The sequence below is a fragment of the Nitratireductor sp. J20-h4 genome (assembly GCF_056780505.1).
This window is the reverse complement of the sequence record NZ_CM165557.1, coordinates 1040395-1059456: the sequence shown is the minus strand read 5'-3', so window position 1 is coordinate 1059456 and position 19062 is coordinate 1040395. Positions and strand designations below refer to the sequence as shown.

Below are 19062 nucleotides of genomic sequence, written 5' to 3'. Positions count from 1 at the left end.
CCGGCGGAGCGTGTCGCGACCGCGATCAGCCCATCGGGAAGACCGCTTCGGCGGAAGCGAACTCCTTGGGGAAGATCACCTCGATGGCGCCGTTCTGGACTTGCGTGTTGACCGGCTGGGCGCCCATGTTCTGGCCGTTTTCCATCTTTGTGGGGCCGTAGGGCATGCCGTGCTTGTCCCAGGTCGAGCCGGCCAGCGCCGCGATCACGGCGTCCTTGTCGGTCGAGCCGGCGCGCTCGATGGCGTCGGCCAGGAAGGCGACGGCGTTGTAGGCCAGGAACACTTCGTAGGTGTAGATCACGCCCTTGGCCTCGGCCGCCTTCTTGCGCTCCATGGCGACATCCGATTTCGGGTCGAACCAGTGATTGCAGTCCATGATCTGTTCGGCGGCCTGCGGATACTCGTTGACGAACTGGTAGCTGGATGCCGCGCCGCCGAGCACCGAATAGATGCCCTTGGCTTCGACCTTCTGCTGCTGCAGCGTGCGCGCAAGCAGCACATATTCGTTGTAATAATTGGCCGGAACGATCAGGTCCGGCTGCTTCGACTTGATCTGAAGGGCGATATTGGTGAAGTCGCGCGTCGGGTTGGCGTGCTTGATGACGTCCAGAACCTCGATGCCGATTGCCGGCAGCTTCTCGCTCAACAAGTTGGCGGTGCCGGTCCCGAACAGCGATTCCTCGTGCACGATCATCGCGCTCTTGGCGGGCGATCCGGCGGCCTTGTTGATGGTGTCGAGATTGGAGACCGCGACCTCGGCCACCTTGCCGTAGCCGGGCGAAAAGCGGAACGTGTTGGCCAGACCGCGGCTGGTGATCTGGTCGGAGACGCCGACATCGACCACGTGCGGCGTGTTCGATTTGGCCGCCTCCTGGGACGTGGCCAGCGAGATGGCGGAGGAATAGCCTGCGACGAAACCGGCAACACCGGCTTCGACCATCTTGCTGACTTCCTGCGCGCCGATTTCGGGCTTGCCCTGGCTGTCGCCCAGCACGGCCTCCAGCATTGCCCCGCCCATCGACTTGATGCCGCCGGCGGCGTTGATGTCGTCGATCGCCATCTGCGCGCCGGTCCGGCACTGGCTGCCGGAAAAGGAAATGAACCCGGTCACCGGATGGATCAACCCGATCTTGACGGTATCGCTTTGCGCCCGCAACACGGCCGGAAAGCCCGCAGAGGCCACGCCGAGCGCGGCAGCGCCGGCCAGAAAGTCGCGTCGTGCAATGCCGGATTGCGGTCGAACGAGCCTGTCGGTCGTCTTGGTCTTCATGACTATCCTCCTGTCGTCACCCGGCCTGGATTCCCCGAGGGTCCCTTGTCCTCCTCATCGCCGGCCGGAATCGGCGATGACGGCATTGCCGCCCAATGCGCTCCGTCCTTGGCGCGGACCCGGCGCATGGACATTTCGAAGCGGTAGAGATCGGGCCGGTAGACCACACGGATATATTCCACCGGCCGGTCCTTGCTATCGCGCACCACGCGCCTGACCTCGATCAGCGGCGCACCGGCATGAATGCCAAGCGCGGTGGCGACGTCGGCATCGGCGAGCGTGGCCGAAACGGTCTGGCGGGCGGAGGCGACCTCGACCCCTGCCTTTTCGAGAAGATGCAGCAGTGGCCGGGCTTCTAGGTCCTCGCGCTCGTATCGGCGCCCGACCCGGCTCGGCACATAGGTGACCAGAAAGGACATCGGCTCGCCGTCGAGGCTGCGCACGCGCACGGCGCGCTGCACCTCGTCGCCGGGGGCCACCTCCAGTGCCGACGCGATATCGGCGGATGCGGCCACATAGCCGAATTCCAGCACCCGCGCGGTGGTGGCGATGCCCATCAAGGAAACGTTTTCCAGCCAGCCCTCAATCGACGCCATCACCGCCGGGGCCGGCGGCTGCGCGACGACGCGCGTGCCCCTGCCCCGCTCGCGCACGACCAAGCCGGCATCGGCAAGCTCGTTGAGCGCGCGCTTGGCGGTGATGCGCGAGACGCAGAACTCCTGGCACAGTTCCTGCTCGCTCGGCACGAGATCGCCGGCCGACAGGCCCCCACCATAGATGCGGCTGCGCAGGATCACGAAAAGCTGGTGGTAGAGCGGAACACGGGAGGCGTCGTGGAGCTGACGGACCGGACGCGGCCTGTCGCCACGGACACTGCCCGCCGGCTCATCCAACCTGTCCATCACACCCTCCCGATGCGCCGCCTATATGGCATGTAGGTATATCATTATATCATTTGAATTTCTGCCGCAAGCGGCAATCCACGACCACTATTGCAGCGACGGTAGCGGGCGGCCGGTCGTCTTGCGGCCACGGCCCGATCGTTGCCGGCGACCCCGTTCGCAAGGCTGTCAAAGCCGGTGCGTCACGCGACCCCGGGTTTTGGCGGGGTTCTGTCGGAGACGAAGGTGTTGGAAGGCGGCGGTCTCTGGCAAAGCCGACCCGCCGGCGTGCTTCAGAAAACGAAACTCGCGATCATGGTCCTGGCCGCCTGGCCGTCGGCGCACCAAAGGTCAAGCCCATCGCCGGAACGGACCGCGTTGACGGTGAACGGACCGCCGTGGAAGAGCGGCGACAGGCCGCGATAAGAAAAGCTGCGCGGCGAACGGCCGGCGAGCCGCGCGCCGAGATGCAGCATCAGCGTCGCCTGCAGCGGCCCGTGCACGACGAGACCCGGATAGCCCTCCTCGTCGCGCGCATAGTCGACATCGTAATGGATGCGATGGCCGTTGAAGGTCAGCGCCGAATACCGAAACAAAAGCGTCGTCGTCGCCTCGACCGTCTCGGTGTGCTCGGCCGCCGGTAGCGGCGCAGGCGATCCGGGTTGCCCGGGCGTGGCGGGCGCGGTGGACGGCGCGCCGCGATAAACGATGTCCTGGCGCTCGCTAATGACGGTGCGGCCGTCGCAGTCGAAATCGTGCTCGACCGTCACGAAGACCAGTTCGCCGCTGCGGCCGGTCTTGTGAACGATGTCGGCGATGCGCGAAACCCTCCTCACCTCGGCCCCGATCGGAAGCGGCGCATGAAAGGAAAGCGCGCCGCCGGCCCACATCCGGCGCGGCAGCGGCACGGGCGGCAGGAAGCCGCCGCGCGCGGGATGGCCGTCCGGACCCAATTCGCCGGGCGGCACGGCCGGCGGCGCCAGGCACCAATGGATGGCGAGTGGGGCGGCGGCGGCGCGATAGGCCGAGCGGCCGAGCGTGGCCTCGAAACGTTCGGCCAGGCCCGGCGTGACGATGTCGCTTGCCTGCTGCTCGCGTCCGATCCAGCGCTTGAGATCGTCGATGTCGACCGCGCTCATGACGACGCCTCGGCGAATTCGCGCCGCACGGCGTCGGTGTGGGCGCCCAGCGCCGGCACGGGCCCGCCCTTGACGGCGCGGCGCAACGGCGAGGCGACCCCGTCGAAGACGCCACCCGGCGTCTCGATGGGGATGCGCCGCAGAGCCGCGTGGCCGGAAAGGTCGGCCACCGTGGAGACGTTCGACCAGGCGAGCCGGTTGGCCTCGAGCCTGACGATCGCCTCCGCCCGGCTCATGCGGCCGAAGATTTCGGCCATGATCCCACCCAGCCGTTCGCGGTTTTCGACCCGGCTCGGATTGTCGTGGTAAAGCGGATCGTCGACCAGATCCGGCCGCTCGAAAACGCCTTCGCACAGGCGGCGCCATTCGCCCGGGTTCTGCACCACGATCACAATCTCGCCGTCGCTGCAGGCGACCGAGCAATAGGGATAGATCGCGGCGTGGGCGAGCCCGGTGCGCGGCGTCGGCTTGCCGCCATAGTCGTGATGCAGCAAAGGCACGCTCATCATGTCGGCCATGGTGTCGAACATGGCGATCTCGATGGCCGCGCCGCGTCCGGTCGCGGCCCGGCCGACCAGCGCCTCCAGAATCGCGGCATGGGCGTTCATGCCGGTCATGACGTCGGCGATCGACACGCCGACCTTGACCGGCGTGTCGGGCGTGCCGGTGACCGCGCAGACGCCGCTCTCGGCCTGGATCAGCATGTCGTAGGCGCGCATGGCGCGCGCGGGACTGTCCTGGCGATAGCCGACAATGTCGACGGCGATCAGGCGGGGATAGCGCGCGACCACGTCGGCGGCCGCGAGACCCAGGCGGGCGGCGGCACCCGGCGCCAGGTTCTGCACGAAGACGTCGGCGCGCGCCACCATGCGCTCGACCAGCGCCCGGTCGTCATCGTGCTTGATATCGAGCACGGTGCTTTCCTTGCCCCGGTTCAGCCAGGCGAAATAGGCGCTGGTGCCGTGAACGGCCTTGTCGTAATGGCGCGCCGTCTCGCCTTCCGCGCGCTCGATCTTGATAACCCTGGCGCCGGCATCGGCCAGCCGCAGCGTGCAGGTCGGCGCGGCGACGGCCTGTTCGATGGAGACGACCAAAAGACCTTCAAGCGGCAGCATGGCTTTCCTCAATAGGAGCGCGGCAGGCCGAGCACGTGCTCGGACAGATAGCTCAGGATCAGATTGGTTGAGATCGGCGCAACCTGGTAGAGCCGGGTTTCGCGGAACTTGCGCTCGACGTCGTATTCCTCGGCGAAACCGAATCCGCCATGGGTCTGCACGCAGGCTTCCGCCGCCGCCCAGGAGGCCTCGGCCGCCAGCATCTTGGCCATGTTGGCCTGTTCGCCGCAGTCCTCGCCGGCCTCGAACAGGCTGGCTGCCTGGTGGACCATCAGTTCGGCCGCGCGCATCTGCGCATAGGCGCGTGCGATCGGGAACTGCACGCCCTGGTTCTGGCCGATCGGACGGCCGAAAACCCGCCGTTCGCCGGCATAGGCGCTCGCCTTGTCGATGAACCATTTGGCGTCGCCGATACACTCGGCCGCGATCAGGATGCGCTCGGCGTTCATGCCCGACAGGATGTAGCGAAAACCCCTGCCCTCCTCGCCGATCAGGTTGTCGGCCGGCACGCGCACGGAAGCGAAAAACACCTCGGTGGTGGCATGGTTCATCATCGTGCGGATCGGCTTGATCGTCATGCCGTCCTTCAACGCGTCACGCATGTCGACGATGAACACCGACATGCCGGCGGTGCGCTTTTCTGCCTCCTCCTTCGGCGTCGTACGCGCCAGTAGCAGCATCAGGTCGGAATGCTCGGCGCGCGAGGTCCACACTTTCTGTCCGTTGACGACATAATGGTCGCCCTCGCGCCGGGCGAAGGTCTTGATGGACGTGGTGTCGGTGCCGCTGGTCGGCTCGGTGACCCCGAAAGCCTGCAGCCGCAATTCGCCGGCGGCGATGCCGGGCAGATATTTCTGTTTCTGCGCCTCGCTGCCGTGCCGCAGCAACGCCCCCATGATGTACATCTGCGCGTGGCAGGCCGCGCCGTTGGCGCCGGCGCGCTGGACCTCTTCCAGGATCGCGGCCGCGGCCGACAGCGGCAGGCCGGAGCCGCCATATTCCTCCGGGATGAGCACGGACAGATAACCGGCATCGGACAATGCCTTGACGAAGTCGCTCGGATAGGCGCTGTCGCGGTCGAGCCGGCGCCAGTAGTCGGGAGCGAAGTCCGCGCACAGCCTTCTGACGCTTTGCCTGATCTGCGCAATATCCTCGCCTTCCGGAAGATCCTTGATGGTCATGAAATTTTCCGATTTTGGTCTGGTTGATCTGTGTCGGCGGGGCCGTGTTCAGGAGAGGCCGGCACCGCGCGCGGGCATCAGCGCGCCGATATGGTTGGCGCGTTCGATCGTCCACAGGCGCGGCAGCACCACGTCCATCTCGGCGGCGTCGGCGGCCCGGCTGAAGGCGGCGAGTCCTCGCACCTTGGCGTCGATCTCCTCACGGCTGAGCGTGTTGCCGGGATCGCCCTTGGGATCGTCGACCCTGGCCTCGATATGGCGGCCGTCGCGCGTCTCCAGCGCGACCTTGCCGATCCAGCGCGCCGGATAGGCCGCATTGACCTCGTCGTCCAGCCGCATGACGACGCACGCGCGGAAGGCGGCGATCTCGGGACTGTCGAACCCGTCCTGGAACTCGCTCATGCCCGCGCGGCCATGGGCGGCGATCAGGCCGAGCGTGGTGCCCATGGAAAATTTCGCCTGGTGCACGCTGGCCGGCGTCGTCACCGGCCCGAGCACGTCGATGGCGGCCTGGTGGACCAGCGCCGTGACGCTGCCGATGTCGTCGATCGTGAGATCGTTGTCCTGCATGGCCTTCAACAGCGCGTCGGCGGCCGGATGGGTGTGGCGGCAGGAGGCATGGAACTTGAACGAGGTTTCGGCCAGCGCCCAGCGTACGCCCAGCCGGTCGGTCAGCCTTGCCGGGTCGGCGTCGCTCGACATGCCGGCGCCCATGCCCTGCGCGCCTTCCAGTATGCGTTTGGCGCCGGTGAAGCCATCGGCGGCGAGATAGGCGGCGATCAGCCCGTTGGCGGCCGCCTTGCCGGTGTGCAGCGGCTTTAAATCGGCCGCGTCGCGCAGGAATTCCCAAAGGCCCGCGGCCTGCGTGCCGGCCGAGCCGAACGCGTCGAGCATGGCGGCAGGCTTTAGTCCCAGCAACCGGCCGGCGGCCGCCGCGGCGGCCAGCGCGCCGGCGGTGCCGGTGGTATGGAAGATACGGTAGTGCGAACGGCCGAGAAATTCGCCGATCCGGATGCCGGCTTCGTAACCGGCCACCACGGCGGCGATGAAATCGCGGCCCGAGGCGCGGTTGGCCTGGGCGACGGCGAGCGCTGCGGGGAAAACCACCGCGGCCGGATGGAAGACCGAGCCGTTGTGGACATCGTCCTGCTCGGCCACGTGCGAGGCGGCGCCGTTGACCAGCGCGGCAAACAGCGGCGAGCTGGAGCCGCGGCTTGCAAGCAGTTCGCTCGGCCCGTCCGCCGGCCCCATGCGCGCGGCGAAGGCGGCGACGATCTCGACCGGGCGCACGCCCTTGCCCGCGAGCGCGGAACCGGCCCAGTCGACGAACAGATCGACGGCGCGCTCCACCACCGGCTGCGGAATATCCTCATAACGCAACCCGGCGGCAAAGGCGGCCAGCCGGGCGCTCGGTGTCTCGTCCAGTTGCTCGTGCATGGGCGCGCTCCTTCACGGCCGACGGGGTGCGGCCGGCCCATCTCATCCTGCATGTAGCGCCCCCTCGCGCAATTCGTTATTCAGGAAGCACGCCTTCAGCACAGGCAAACGCTCCCGGAGAAAAGGCTCGATGTCCGGCCTTCGTTACGACCTCGTGGATCTGCGACTTTTCGTCAGCATCGCGGAAGCCGGCAGCCTGACCAAAGGCGCCGAACGCGCGCATCTGTCGGTCGGCGCGGCCTCGATGCGGGTCAAGAACCTGGAAGAAGCGCTCGGCGCGGCGCTGTTGGTGCGCACCAGCCAGGGGGTCAGCCTGACCCCGGCCGGAGAGGCGCTGCTGACGCATGCACGACGGGTTTTCCGCGACCTCGAACGGCTGCACGGTGACCTGCAGGCGTTCTCGCGCGGTCTGCGGGGACGGGTGCGCGTATTCGCCAACACGACCGCGATGACCGAGATCCTGCCGGCCGCGCTCGGCTCCTTCCTGGCCGCCCACCCGCATGTCGATATAGACCTCGAGGAGCGGCTCAGCCCGGAAATCGCCCGCGCCGTTGCCGACGGCAGCGCCGATATCGGCATCCTGGCCGGGACCGTGCGCACCGACGGACTCGACGTGCTTGCCTATCAGAAAGACACGCTGGTGCTTGCCGTTCCCGCCGGCCACGCGCTCGCCGGCGCAGACATGGTTGATTTCGCCGAGGTGGCCGCACTCAGCCTGGTTTCACTGCAGCGCGGCAGCGCCATACACGGCTTCATGGAGAACATCTTTGCCGAAATGGGCGTCGCGCCAGACATCCGCATCCGGGTGTCCAGCTTCGAATCGCTATGCCGCATGGTCGAGGCCGGCGTCGGCATCGGCATGCTGCCCGGCTCGGTGGCGAACCGGCTCAAGCACAACCACGCCATTGCGGTCGTGCCGCTTTCCAACCGCTGGGCGGTCCGCGAACTCAAGATCTGCGTGCAGAAGCTCGACGAGTTGCCGGCCTTCGGCCATGCGCTGGTCGAACACCTGGTGTCCGGCGCCCGCGCCGCATGACACCTCCAGCCGTTCAGCGCCGCTCGCCGGTAAAATAGGCCAGAGATTTGCGCAAATCCTCGGCCCGAAAGCCGCGGCCGATCACCACCACGGAATTGTCGTCGCCGGGCGGCTTCGCGCCGGTTTCGGGCACGATTTCCGGCTGCTGGACGACCTTGCGCACGCTCTGCAGAAGCAGCCGTCCGGCCGGCGTGCGCACCACGCCCTTGACCCGCATGATGTCGTCGCCGCGCGCGTGAAGCAGCGCGCTCAGCCAGATCGAAAAGGCCGGCCAGTCGGTGGCCTCGGAAAGGTCGAGCCGCGTGGCGGCGATCGGGGCGGCCGCGCCCTCGCCTTGGGCCGGCGGGATCGCGACCGGTTCGATGCCGGCATGGTCGGGCAGGCCGGCGCCGCTGCCCATGGCCGCCCCCGCTATCGCCGCGCCGGGATTGAGCGCGTGCAGAGTGGCGACGAGCCGGGCGAGATCGGGCCCGGCGGCGGCGTCGACCTTGGTCACCAGCAGCCGGTCGGCGGTCTCGATCTGACGCAGGGTCAGCGGCTCGTTGCGCATCTGGTCGAGCCCGTAAAGCGCATCGATGGCGATGATGATCTCGTCGACCATCAGATGGTGGATCAGGACCGGATCGGTGCGGATCGTGTCGACGATCGGGCCTGGATCGGCCAGCCCGCTGGTTTCAAGCACAACACGGTCGAGCGAGGCCAGCGCGTCGTCGCCGCCGACGCGCGCGTCGCAGATGGCGCGTAATAGCGTGACCAGCGCCTCGCGCCCGTCGCAGCAGGCACAGCCGCCCGCCAGCACCCGCAATTCGGCCGACCGCGCCAGCAGCGCATCGTCGACCGGTACCTCGGCCGCCTCGTTGACGATCACCAGCGCGTCCTTCATCTGCCCGTGATGCAACTGGTGGCGCAGCCAGGTCGTCTTGCCCGAGCCGAGAAACCCGCCGAGCACGGTCAGCCGCATGCGCCCGTCGCGGGCCTCGCTCATGTGTCCTCGCGCCCCTCCGCGTCACACGCTTCGGCGAGGAAACGCGGGTCGAGCGGATCGATGACGTGTCCGCTCATGCGTTCGGCCGCCTGCCATACTTCGTTGACGTCGCCGACCATCTCGTGCCGGCCGGTGCGATCGGACAGCGTGACGCCGGGCGTGGCACCGTCGTCATGTACGCTCAAGCCGAACGCCGGCAGCACGGATTGCAGCAATTGGGCCCGGCGGAAACGCGCCCGCAAGCGGTCGGTCGGCGTCGAGGCGCCGGCCTCGGTCCAGTGCCCCGGGACGGACGGAAAACCGCAATTGGCACACATTTTGTCGCTCCTTCGATCGCGGCGGACGGCGCCAAACGCCGCCCGCCGCTGTCCAACCGATCAGATGACGGGCGGCCGCTGTTTGCCCTCGAACGGATAACGCGTGCGGAAATCCTCGGCAATCTCCTCGAACGGCACCCAGCGCACGCCGTCATGGCCGTTAATATAGTCGATCAGCCTTTCGAGCATCAAAAGCACCTGCGGGCGGCCGCTGACGTCGGGATGGATGGTAAAGCAGAATGCGGCGTAATCCATCTCGCGATAGACCCAGTCGAACTGGTCGCGCCACAATTCCTCGATGTCGCGCGGGTTCACGAAGCCGTGGCTGTTGGGCGACTTCTTGATGAACATCATCGGCGGCAGGTCGTCGACATACCAGTTGGCACCGATCTCGACCAGGTCGATCTCCTTGCCGTGCTCGAGCGGTTTCATCCACTCCTCCGCCTTCTTGGAGTAGTCGATCAAAGTCCATTTGTCGCCGACACGGGCATAAAACGGCTGGAAATCGCGATAGCCCTGGCTGTGGTCGTAGTTGAAGCCGTATTTCTGCAACAAGGCGGCGGTGCTGTTCGACATTTCCCACCACGGCGCGACGTAGCCGCGCGGCGCCTTGCCGCTCATCTTCTCGATCAGTTCGACCGACCTGGCCAGCACCGCCTCCTCCTGGGTCGGCGTCATGGCGACCGGATTTTCGTGCGTATAGCCGTGGGCGCCGATCTCATGACCCTCGTCGACGATCTGCCGGCACTGGTCGGGAAAGGTCTCCAGCGAGTGACCCGGAATGAAGAAGCTGGTGCGCAGGTCGTATTTCTTGAACAGCCGCAACAGCCGCGGCACACCGACCTCGGAAGCGAACACGCCGCGCTGGATATCGGACGGGGAATCCCCGCCGCCATAGGAGCCGATCCACCCGGCCACCGAGTCGATATCGGTGCCGAACGAACAGAAAATCTCTTTTTTTGCCATTTCGAGTCCTCCTTCCAGGTGAAAACCGCACTTTTCTTCCGCGCGGCGCCCGCCAAGACGGTGCGCGCGATCGATGACACCGCCGGGTCCCGGTCCCGAAGCCGATGTCGCGCCGCTCCCGTACGGGGCCGGCTTGGTCGAGGATCTTCCGGGATGCTATAGAAGCGCTACGATATTGGCAATTCTCCTTCCATTTTATAGCGTTAGCTCGCACCCCGGATCAATTGATATATAATTTGATATCAATTGATCCGAATCCTGTATCGCCAACCAAACGGCTCAAACCCCGATCGGCATATGCTCGGCCGACCGCTGCACGGCGCGCGGCGCGGTCAGTTCCTTCCAGGTCGACAGCGCCCGGTTGACGGCGGAAAACGGCGGACGTTCGACAAAGCGGCCACGACCCGGCCGCGGCTCGTTGGATCCCTCCTCGCCCCACACCACCTCGCCGCGCGACAGCGTGTAGCGCGGCATGCCGCGCACCTCGTGCCCCTCGAAGACGTTATAGTCGATGATCGATTTCTGGGTCGCTGCGGTGATCGTCTTCGATTTCTTCGGATCCCAGACCACGATGTCGGCGTCGGCGCCGACCATGACCGCCCCCTTGCGCGGGTAGACGTTGAGTATCTGGGCGATATTGGTGGAGGTGACGGCGACGAACTCGTTCATGGTCAGCCGACCGGTCTCCACCCCATGCGTCCACAACAGCGACAGCCGGTCTTCCAGCCCGCCGGTGCCGTTCGGAATCTTGGTGAAATCGGTGCGTCCGAACTGCTTCTGTTCGGTGGTGAAGGCGCAATGGTCGGTGGCGACCACCTGCAGCGAGCCGGCCGACAACCCCGCCCACAGCGATTCCTGGTGCTGCCTGTCGCGGAAGGGCGGGCTCATCACCCGCCGCGCGGCGTGGTTCCAGTCGGCATTGGCGTATTCGCTCTCGTCGAGCAAAAGATGCTGGATGAGCGGCTCGCCATAGACGCGCATGCCCTTCTGACGCGCGCGGCGGATCGCCTCGTGCGCCTGCTCGCAGGAGGTGTGGACGATATAGACCGGCACGCCGGCGGCATCGGCGATCATGATGGCGCGGTTGGTCGCCTCGCCCTCGACCTCGGGCGGGCGCGAATAGGCATGCGCCTCGGGTCCGGCAATCCCCATTTCGAGGCATTTCTGCTGCAGGGCGGCGACCAGGTCGCCATTCTCGGCGTGCACCAGCGGCAGGGCGCCGAGCGCGGCGCAACGGCTGAACGAGGCGAACATCTCGTCGTCGTTGACCATCAGCGCGCCCTTATAGGCCATGAAATGCTTGAACGTGTTGACGCCGCGCCCGACCACGGCGGCCATATCGTCGAAAATCTGCTTCGACCAGCCGGTCACCGCGACATGGAAGGAATAGTCGGACGAAGCCTGGCGCGCGGCGCGCTCCTCCCAGGCGTCAAGCGCCTTTACCATGCCGTCCTCGCCGGGAATGACGAAATCGACCACCATGGTGGTGCCGCCCGACAAGGCGGCGAAGGTGCCGCTTTCCCAGGTCTCGGCGGTGGTGGTGCCCATGAAGGGCATTTCCAGATGGGTATGGGGATCGATGCCGCCCGGCATGATGTAGGCGCCCTCGGCGTCGATGACCTTGTCACCGGCGAGATTGTCCCCGATCGCGGCGATGGTCTCGCCCTCGATCAATATATCGGCCTCGTAGCTGCGGTCGGCAGCCACCACGGTTCCACCCTTGATCACGGTCGACATCGTGTCCTCCTTGCCTGGTTCACAGTCCGTCAAGCCGGCGCGACGACCGCGCCGGCGTCTTCTTCGTCACATCGGCGGCGGCACCGCGCCCTTGCGCTCGACGATCAGCCGATAGGCGTCCGGCTCGCGATGGCGCGCGAAATCGAAGATCGTCTCGCGATAGCGCTTGCCGATATCGAGATCGCAGCGCGCGGTTATGACCTCGTCGCCGATGGTCGAGGCCATGGCGACGATCTCGCCGGACGGAGAGACGATCACGCTCTGGCCGACCATGTTGGAACCTTCCTCGACGCCGCATTTGGCCGTGCCCACCACCCAGGTCGCGTTCTGATAGGCGCCGGCCTGCATCGACAGATGGTTGTGGAACTGCGTCAGGCTGTCGATGTCGGGGTGCTGGGTGTGGTCGTAGGGCGTGTTGTAGCCGAGCACGACCATCTCCACCCCCTGCAGGCCCATGACACGATAGGTTTCGGGCCAGCGGCGGTCGTTGCAGATGCACATGCCCATCACACCGCCATAGGCGCGCCAGACCCCGAAGCCGAGATTGCCGGGCTCGAAATAGCGCTTTTCCAGATGCTGGTGGGTGCGGCCGGGCTGCGGCGCGTCGTGGCCGGGCAGATGCACCTTGCGGTATTTGCCGACGATCTCGCCCCTGGGATCGGCCAGGATCGCGGTGTTGAAGCGGCGCTTCTTGCCGTCCTCGTGGACGAGTTCGGCATAACCGACATTAAAGCCGATGCCGAGTTTCTTGGCCTCCTCGAAGAGCGGCGCGGTCTCCGGGCCCGGCATCTCGGTCTCGTAGAAACTGTCGAGTTCGGCCTCGTCCTCGATCAGCCAGCGCGGAAAGAAGGTGGTGAAGGCGAGTTCGGGAAACACCACCAGCTCGGCGCCGCGCGCCTTGGCCTCGCGCATCATCTCGATCAGCCGGCGCACCGTGTCGCGGCGGGTCTCCGAACGGCTGATCGGCCCCATCTGGGCCGAGGCGGTGTTGATCAGTCTTGCCATGATGCGTCTCCTTCGTTCGGCGGCCCGCCGCCTCACACGGGTTTGCGGGCACGCGCCCGCTTCTTCAAAAATGCGTGGATCAAGGTGTGGTCGGCACCCTGGCCGAGATCGGCCAGGGCAGCCGACCACAGGGCAGCCGCCTGCTCGGCCCCGCATGCGGTCATGCCCAGCTCTGTCGCCAGATCGCTGGCGGTATGAAGGTCCTTGGCCATCAGGGCCATGGCGAAACCGGAGGCGAAGCTGCCCGAAAGGATGTGCGGCTTCAGCTTCACTTCGGTGGAATTGTTGCGGCCGGTCGAGGCGTTGAGAATGTCGACCAACGTGCCGGGATCGACGCCGAAAGCCTCGCCGATCAGCGTCGCCTCGCAGGCCGCGGCCAGGCCGGCCGCCGACACGTAATTGTTGAGCGCCTTGGCGGCGTGGCCTGAGCCGAGCGGCCCGGCATGGATGACCGTCGTGCCCATGGCGTCGAGCAGCGGCCGGGCGCGCACGACATCGGCCTCGCGGCCGCCGGCCATGATGCACAGCGATCCGTCGCGCGCCCGGGCCACCCCGCCCGACACCGGCGCATCCACAAGCGCGATACCCTTCTCCAACAGGCCGGCGCCGAGCAGACGCGTGCCCATCGGCGCCGACGAGCTCATGTCGACGACGAGGGTTCCTTCTTTGAGGCATCCCGCCACGCCGCCCGCGCCCATCAGCACGTCGCGCACCACCTCCCCGTCGGGCAACATAGTCACGACGATGTCGCAGCCCGCGACCGCCGTGCGCGCCTTCTCGAACACACGGGCCCCGGCGGCGGCGAGCGCCTGACGGGCCTCCGCGTTTACATCCACGCCACGCACATCGAAGCCGGCCGCGACCAGGCGCGCGGCCATCGGCCGGCCCATCATGCCGAGCCCGATGAAGGCTACAGGGCCCGTATCGCCAGACACCGTCGCCGTCACACGTCCAGCTCCTTGAACACGTCCCTGGCGATGCGGAAGCAGTCGAGCGCCGCCGGCACACCACAATAGACGCCGATCTGCAGGAAAATCTCCTTCAGTTCGTCCTTGGTGAGACCGTTGTTGAGCGCCCCGCGCAGATGCAGCTTGAACTCCTGCGGCCGGTTGAGCGCCGCCGTCATGCCAAGGTTGAGAATGCTGCGGTCGCGCCGTTCGATGCCGGGCCGGTTCCAGATCTCGTCCCAGCACCATTCGGTCGTGAGCTGCTGCATGGCCCAGTTGAACTCGTCGGCCTGTTCGAGCGACGTATCCACATAGTCCGCGCCCAGCACGGCGCGCCTGGTTTTCAGCCCACGCTCGAACTTTTCCGATCTTGGTTTTTGTCCGCTCATCGTCCCTGTCCTTGCCGCCTCGTCGTTGTCAGCTACGCATCCATGTCGGCTCGAACAGGCCGCCCAACAGCCGCTCGATCTCCAGCCCGGCGCTCATCAGCCGCACGTCGTGGCCGTGAAGTCCCGAAATCAGGATGCTGGTCGGAAGCCCGTCGCCGTCGCGCCCGGTCGGCAATGCAAGACCGCACAGACGCAGAATGTTGCCGAACATGGTGTTGCGCAGCGTGCGCAGATTGACACGGTGAAAGAGCTCGTCGTCGGCCTCCAGCGGCGCGACTTCCGGCGCCGTCGTCGCCGTCGTCGGCATCAACAAGAACGCATCCTCCAGCTCCGCTTCGATATGCGCGATCGCCGCGGCGCGCTCCGACTGCAGCGACTGCAGATCGTGGGCCGACATCGCCTTGCCCTGCAGGATGCGGTGGGTTACCCGGCGGTCGATCCTGCCGCCGTCGGGTCCGTCCACCAGTTGGTGATATTCGTGATAGGCTTCGGCCGCCGCCAGCGAGCCGTGGCTTGCCGTCATGCGGCTGGCCATCTCCAGCGCCTCGACGGGGCGTCGTTCCACCGAGGCGCCAGCCTTTTCCAGTCGTGCGATCGCGGCTTCGTAATTATCCAAAACCGCCTGCTCGGCCTCGTCCAGAACGATGTTCGTGGCGGCGACGAAGCGGGTCGCGGACAGATCCGCGCGCCGGGCTTCCGTCGCCGGCGCGCCGCGCAAGACCATGTCGAGCATAACGCAGTCGGCCACGCTGCGGCCGAGCGGCCCGATCGTATCGAGCGTCCGGGAAAGCGGCACCATGCCGGTCTTGTCGATCCGTCCTTCGCTGGTCTTCAACCCCACGGCCCCGTTGAGCGAGGCAGGAATGCGCACCGAACCGCCCGTGTCGGTCCCGATCGAACACGGCACCAGCCCGGCCGCGACTGCCGCCCCCGACCCCGAGGACGACCCGCCGGGCGAACGGGCGACCCGGCGGTCGTTGGGATTGATGGGCGTGCCGTAATGAGGGTTGAGGCCAAGCCCGGAATAGGCGAATTCCGTCAAATTGAGCTTGCCGAGCGTCACCATGCCCGCCGCCACCGCATTGGCGACGCAAAACGCGTCGCGCCGTTTGGGCGCCGAGTCGCGATAGAGCGCCGAACCTGCCGTGGTTGCGGCGCCGGCCGTGTCGAAAAGGTCCTTCCAGGCGATCGGCACCCCGTCGAGCGGCGACAGCGGCCGCCCCTCGCGAAAACGCCCGGCCGCCGCGCGGGCTTCCTTGCGCGCCCGTTCATGCATGACCGCAATGAAGATGCGGTCGGCCTTCGCATTCTCGATGCGCTCCAGAAAATAGTCCGTCATGGCGACCGGGTCGGTCTCGCCGTTGCGATAGGCCAACCCGATCTCGCCGGCCGTGCGACGGGCAATCGCCTCGATCTCTTTCACTGTTTCGCTCCTTCGCGGTCGTCACCCGCCGGGGCTTCTCAAGCCGCACGTGGTGAGATAGGGTCACAACATTGCTGCCCGCCCGCGCGCATTCATCGCGCCGTCTGCGACGCAATGCGGCCGATGCATTCCCCGCCCGGCGTGTCGGGAATTTGCCCTTGCGGTGCGGCGAAGCGCCCGTTTTCGGACAAAGACCATCCCGTGCGGCACGCCGAAAGGCGCGACACATCGTGTCGGATGACACCGCCAAGCGGTTCTGCGGATTGGATCAGCTGTTCAGTCGGTTCTTATCCTTCCGTATTCGTCACGTTTTGCATCTGAATGCCGCGCCGCCCGTCAGTGGGCCGCGTAAGGCTCCGGCACGCCGGTATCGACCCGGTCGAGCACATGCGCGTGTTGCTTGTCCCATTGCGCCGCCACCGCGTCGCCGGGTCCGATCGGCTCGACGAAATAGTCGTGGTCTGGAACGTTGGCGACAAACGTGTCCATGCCCGGAACCTGCAGGCTCACCTTCACGAAGTTACCCTGATATTCGATGGAATCGACCGTGCCGAAAACGGCATTGGCCGCCGCCTGGGCGTCGGCGTCGGTGCGCTTGCGAATGGCGATGTAGTCGCGGCGCACGGAAAAGGACATCTCCTCGCCTACCGCCGGCACGACAGACTGCCGGGGAATCTCGAACGTCTCGCCGCGCGCGCTTTTCAGCCGGGCGATGCCGCCCTCGACGCCCTCAACCTTGCCGGTGAGCACGTTTTGCGCGCCCATGAAACGGGCCACATAGGGCGTGGCGGGGCTGTTGTAGATTTCGCGGGCACTGGCGGCCTGATCGATGCGGCCGGTATCCATCACCACCACCATGTCGGCAAGGGCGATCGCCTCGGGCTGGGTGTGGGTGACGTGCACGAAGGTGATGCCGAGTTCGGCCTGTAGCGTCTTGAGCTCCACGCGCATCTGCAGGCGCAGAAACTCGTCGAGCGCCGACAGCGGTTCGTCGAGAAGCAGCACGCGCGGATTGGTGATCAGCGAACGCGCCAGGGCGACGCGCTGCTGCTGGCCGCCCGAGAGCTGCGCGGGCATGCGGTCGCGCAGATGCGCGAGCTGGACGCGTTCGAGCATCTCGTCGGCGCGCCTGCGGCGTTCGTCCTTCCCCACACCGCGCATCTTCAGATAGAAGGCGACGTTGTCGCGAATGCTCAGATGCGGAAACAGCGCGTAGCTCTGGAACATCATCGCCGTGCCGCGCTGCACCGGCGGCAGACCGACCACCGAGGTGTCGCCGATGGTGATCTCACCCGATGTCGGGGTCTCGTGACCGGCGATCATGCGCAGGATCGTCGTCTTGCCGCAGCCCGAGGGGCCGAGAAGGCAACAATAGGATCCGTGCGGAATGGTCAGGTTGATGTCCTTGACCGCATGGGTGTCGCCGAATTTCTTGGTCAGACCGACCAGGCGGATCTCGCCGGAATTCGTCGTATCGGTCGCCGAGGCGCCGGACGGGGCTGTAACGGGTGTGAAGTTCATCTATTTCGACCGTCTGCGTTGAATGAGGATGATCGAGCCCAGGGCCACGGCGATCACGAAGAACGAGATCACCGTCGTCACCGTGCCCAGTGCGTAGAGCGCCGGCGAGGTGACGTTGGTTGTCATCGTCCAGATCTCCAGCGGCAGGGTGTTTTTGGTGCCGACTGTCAGCCAGCTGCGCGGGAATTCGTCGTAAGACAGCGTGAAGCCGAACAGCGCGACCGCGATCATGCCGGGAAACACGATCGGCACCACAACGTCCTTGATCGACTGCCAGCGGCTGGCGCCGAGGTCGAACGCGGCTTCCTCGTAAGACGGGCTCAGCCGCCCGAGGATCGCGAACATGATCAGCAGGCCGAACGGCAGCGTCCATGTCAGGTGGGCGCCCAGCGCCGTACCGTACCAGCTCGCCGACAGGCCGAGGAACTGGGCGGTGACCAGAATGCCAATCGACAGCACCAGGCCGGGAATGATCAGGCTGGCGATCGCCATGTAAAACAGCGCGCCCGAGCCGCGAAAACGACGGCGGAAGCCGAAACCCGCCGTCACCGAGATCAGCACGGTGAGCACCATGACCACCAGGGCCAGCGGCAGCGAGCGGGAGAACGCACCCGGCACGTCGCCGACGCGCGTCGGGTTGAACAATTCGTCGAACCAGATCAGCGAGGGATCGCGCAGCGGGAAATTGAGCGACGCCGACGGCCCCTGAAAGGACAACACCAGCACGGAAATCATCGGCCCGTACAGGAACAGCACGAACAACAGCATCAGCAGGGCGAGGACGTAAAATGTCCAGGGTCTGCGGTCCAGGGAGGATGGCATCGCTTTACCTCACGAGTTCCTTGCGCACATCGACCAGGCGGAAGATGGCGGAGGCGATCAGAAGAACGACGATCAACAGGATGACCGCGTTGGCGGCGGCCCGCGGATAGTTGAGGAACTGCAGGTCGTTGAAGATCGCCGACGCCGCCGACCCCGACAGGCCGCCGCTCATTACGGTGACCACCGAGAAATCGCCCATCACCAGGGTCACCACGAACAGCGTGCCAAGCGCGATGCCGGTCTTGGACAAGGGCAGTACGACGTTCCAGATCACGCCCCAGCGGCTGGCGCCGGCATCCAGCGCCGCCTCGAGCAGCGACTTGTCGATGCGCGCCATGGAATTGAAGATCGGCACGATCATGAACAGCGTGAAAAGATGCACATAGGCGACCACCACGGCGAAGTCCGAATATAGCAGCCATTCGACCGGCTGGTCCGTCAGACCGCTGCCGACCAGGGCCTGGTTGACCAGGCCCTCGCGCCCGAGCACCGGACGCCATGAAATCATGCGGATGATGTTGGAGGTCCAGAACGGCACCGTGCACACCAGGAACAGCGCGATCGCGACCACAAGGCTGCGGATATGGAAGACCAGGAAATAGGAAATCCAGAAACCGATGAAGCCGGTGATCGCCAGCACGATGATGGCGAATTTGAGCGTCGACCAGTAGAGCAGCCAATTGGTCTGGTTGGTCAGGATATCGGCATAATTCTTGAAGGTGAAATCGGGAACGATGCCGACCAGCATCTGGTAACGAAAGAAGCTCACCACGAGCACCAGCGCGACCGGGATGGTGAAAAAGAGGATCAGGACGAGCGCCAGCGGCGAAACCTGAATATAGGGAAGGGCCGAGGATCTGCTGTTCATCTTTCAAGGTGTCCGCATGTCGG

18 protein-coding genes are annotated in these 19062 nt (G+C 66.0%); 1 reads left to right on the top strand and 17 read right to left on the bottom strand.

Translation table 11 applies throughout. The features are described 5' to 3' along the window. Positions 1-25: 25 nt before the first annotated feature. The 6 genes from ACT2B0_RS05130 to ACT2B0_RS05105 all read right to left on the bottom strand — a co-directional run bounded on the left by ACT2B0_RS05130 (position 26) and on the right by ACT2B0_RS05105 (position 7023). Positions 26-1270, bottom strand: coding sequence for an ABC transporter substrate-binding protein (locus ACT2B0_RS05130; RefSeq protein WP_473462113.1), 1245 nt, complete (start codon positions 1268-1270; stop codon positions 26-28). 2 nt (positions 1271-1272) lie between these two features. Next, positions 1273-2172 (bottom strand): GntR family transcriptional regulator, encoded by a 900-nt coding sequence (locus ACT2B0_RS05125; RefSeq protein ID WP_473462112.1) that lies wholly within the window; start codon positions 2170-2172, stop codon positions 1273-1275. 272 nt (positions 2173-2444) lie between these two features. Next, positions 2445-3290, bottom strand: coding sequence for an HTD2 family dehydratase (locus tag ACT2B0_RS05120; protein WP_473462109.1), 846 nt, complete (start codon positions 3288-3290; stop codon positions 2445-2447). After that, positions 3287-4405: a CaiB/BaiF CoA transferase family protein gene (locus tag ACT2B0_RS05115; RefSeq protein ID WP_473462107.1), complete on the bottom strand. Its 1119-nt coding sequence runs from the start codon at positions 4403-4405 to the stop codon at positions 3287-3289. The genes ACT2B0_RS05120 and ACT2B0_RS05115 overlap by 4 nt, the downstream gene beginning before the upstream one ends. An 8-nt stretch (positions 4406-4413) precedes the next feature. Continuing rightward, positions 4414-5586: an acyl-CoA dehydrogenase family protein gene (locus ACT2B0_RS05110; RefSeq protein WP_473462105.1), complete on the bottom strand. Its 1173-nt coding sequence runs from the start codon at positions 5584-5586 to the stop codon at positions 4414-4416. Positions 5587-5634: 48 nt separating this feature from the next. Then, on the bottom strand, positions 5635-7023 hold the full coding sequence (locus tag ACT2B0_RS05105) for an MmgE/PrpD family protein (protein ID WP_481658456.1): 1389 nt from the start codon (positions 7021-7023) through the stop codon (positions 5635-5637). 130 nt (positions 7024-7153) lie between these two features. On the opposite strand from ACT2B0_RS05105, the gene ACT2B0_RS05100 reads away from it, so the two are divergent. Then, positions 7154-8059: a LysR family transcriptional regulator gene (locus tag ACT2B0_RS05100; protein WP_473462102.1), complete on the top strand. Its 906-nt coding sequence runs from the start codon at positions 7154-7156 to the stop codon at positions 8057-8059. A 13-nt stretch (positions 8060-8072) separates the two neighbouring features. Here the strand turns inward: ACT2B0_RS05100 and ACT2B0_RS05095 are convergent, their stop codons facing one another. From ACT2B0_RS05095 to ACT2B0_RS05045, 11 genes are all read right to left on the bottom strand, one after another. Continuing rightward, on the bottom strand, positions 8073-9044 hold the full coding sequence (locus ACT2B0_RS05095) for a CobW family GTP-binding protein (protein ID WP_473462099.1): 972 nt from the start codon (positions 9042-9044) through the stop codon (positions 8073-8075). Continuing rightward, entirely contained in the window at positions 9041-9361 is a 321-nt protein-coding gene (locus ACT2B0_RS05090; RefSeq protein ID WP_473462098.1) for a hypothetical protein, read from the bottom strand. Before ACT2B0_RS05090 ends, ACT2B0_RS05095 begins: the two co-directional genes overlap by 4 nt. Positions 9362-9421: 60 nt before the next feature. Beyond that, positions 9422-10327 (bottom strand): polysaccharide deacetylase family protein, encoded by a 906-nt coding sequence (locus tag ACT2B0_RS05085; RefSeq protein WP_473462095.1) that lies wholly within the window; start codon positions 10325-10327, stop codon positions 9422-9424. A 279-nt stretch (positions 10328-10606) separates the two neighbouring features. After that, on the bottom strand, positions 10607-12064 hold the full coding sequence (gene hydA / locus ACT2B0_RS05080; protein WP_473462093.1) for a dihydropyrimidinase: 1458 nt from the start codon (positions 12062-12064) through the stop codon (positions 10607-10609). A gap of 66 nt (positions 12065-12130) precedes the next feature. Further along, positions 12131-13069 (bottom strand): N-carbamoyl-D-amino-acid hydrolase, encoded by a 939-nt coding sequence (locus tag ACT2B0_RS05075; protein ID WP_473462091.1) that lies wholly within the window; start codon positions 13067-13069, stop codon positions 12131-12133. Positions 13070-13101: 32 nt separating this feature from the next. Beyond that, positions 13102-14016 (bottom strand): NAD(P)-dependent oxidoreductase, encoded by a 915-nt coding sequence (locus ACT2B0_RS05070; protein WP_473462089.1) that lies wholly within the window; start codon positions 14014-14016, stop codon positions 13102-13104. Then, positions 14013-14405 carry a carboxymuconolactone decarboxylase family protein gene (locus ACT2B0_RS05065; protein ID WP_473462086.1) on the bottom strand — a complete coding sequence of 131 codons (393 nt, stop codon included), beginning with the start codon at positions 14403-14405 and terminating at the stop codon, positions 14013-14015. The genes ACT2B0_RS05070 and ACT2B0_RS05065 overlap by 4 nt, the downstream gene beginning before the upstream one ends. A 28-nt stretch (positions 14406-14433) precedes the next feature. Next, positions 14434-15828, bottom strand: coding sequence for an amidase family protein (locus tag ACT2B0_RS05060; protein WP_473462084.1), 1395 nt, complete (start codon positions 15826-15828; stop codon positions 14434-14436). Between the two features lie 336 nt (positions 15829-16164). Next, positions 16165-17349, bottom strand: coding sequence for an ABC transporter ATP-binding protein (locus tag ACT2B0_RS05055; RefSeq protein WP_473462081.1), 1185 nt, complete (start codon positions 17347-17349; stop codon positions 16165-16167). Continuing rightward, a complete protein-coding gene (locus tag ACT2B0_RS05050; protein WP_473462079.1) occupies positions 17350-18171 on the bottom strand; it encodes an ABC transporter permease in 822 nt (273 codons plus the stop codon). Between the two features lie 4 nt (positions 18172-18175). Beyond that, positions 18176-19039: an ABC transporter permease gene (locus tag ACT2B0_RS05045; protein WP_473462077.1), complete on the bottom strand. Its 864-nt coding sequence runs from the start codon at positions 19037-19039 to the stop codon at positions 18176-18178. Between the last annotated feature and the right edge of the window lie 23 nt (positions 19040-19062).

Bases quoted from the DNA above. Each gene is read 5' to 3' on its own strand.
- ACT2B0_RS05130 (WP_473462113.1), bottom strand. From the start codon at position 1,270: ATGAAGACCAAGACGACCGACAGGCTCGTTCGACCGCAATCCGGCATT.
- ACT2B0_RS05125 (WP_473462112.1), bottom strand. From the start codon at position 2,172: ATGGACAGGTTGGATGAGCCGGCGGGCAGTGTCCGTGGCGACAGGCCG.
- ACT2B0_RS05120 (WP_473462109.1), bottom strand. From the start codon at position 3,290: ATGAGCGCGGTCGACATCGACGATCTCAAGCGCTGGATCGGACGCGAG.
- ACT2B0_RS05115 (WP_473462107.1), bottom strand. From the start codon at position 4,405: ATGCTGCCGCTTGAAGGTCTTTTGGTCGTCTCCATCGAACAGGCCGTC.
- ACT2B0_RS05110 (WP_473462105.1), bottom strand. From the start codon at position 5,586: ATGACCATCAAGGATCTTCCGGAAGGCGAGGATATTGCGCAGATCAGG.
- ACT2B0_RS05105 (WP_481658456.1), bottom strand. From the start codon at position 7,023: ATGCACGAGCAACTGGACGAGACACCGAGCGCCCGGCTGGCCGCCTTT.
- ACT2B0_RS05100 (WP_473462102.1), top strand. From the start codon at position 7,154: ATGTCCGGCCTTCGTTACGACCTCGTGGATCTGCGACTTTTCGTCAGC.
- ACT2B0_RS05095 (WP_473462099.1), bottom strand. From the start codon at position 9,044: ATGAGCGAGGCCCGCGACGGGCGCATGCGGCTGACCGTGCTCGGCGGG.
- ACT2B0_RS05090 (WP_473462098.1), bottom strand. From the start codon at position 9,361: ATGTGTGCCAATTGCGGTTTTCCGTCCGTCCCGGGGCACTGGACCGAG.
- ACT2B0_RS05085 (WP_473462095.1), bottom strand. From the start codon at position 10,327: ATGGCAAAAAAAGAGATTTTCTGTTCGTTCGGCACCGATATCGACTCG.
- hydA (WP_473462093.1), bottom strand. From the start codon at position 12,064: ATGTCGACCGTGATCAAGGGTGGAACCGTGGTGGCTGCCGACCGCAGC.
- ACT2B0_RS05075 (WP_473462091.1), bottom strand. From the start codon at position 13,069: ATGGCAAGACTGATCAACACCGCCTCGGCCCAGATGGGGCCGATCAGC.
- ACT2B0_RS05065 (WP_473462086.1), bottom strand. From the start codon at position 14,405: ATGAGCGGACAAAAACCAAGATCGGAAAAGTTCGAGCGTGGGCTGAAA.
- ACT2B0_RS05055 (WP_473462081.1), bottom strand. From the start codon at position 17,349: ATGAACTTCACACCCGTTACAGCCCCGTCCGGCGCCTCGGCGACCGAT.
- ACT2B0_RS05050 (WP_473462079.1), bottom strand. From the start codon at position 18,171: ATGCCATCCTCCCTGGACCGCAGACCCTGGACATTTTACGTCCTCGCC.
- ACT2B0_RS05045 (WP_473462077.1), bottom strand. From the start codon at position 19,039: ATGAACAGCAGATCCTCGGCCCTTCCCTATATTCAGGTTTCGCCGCTG.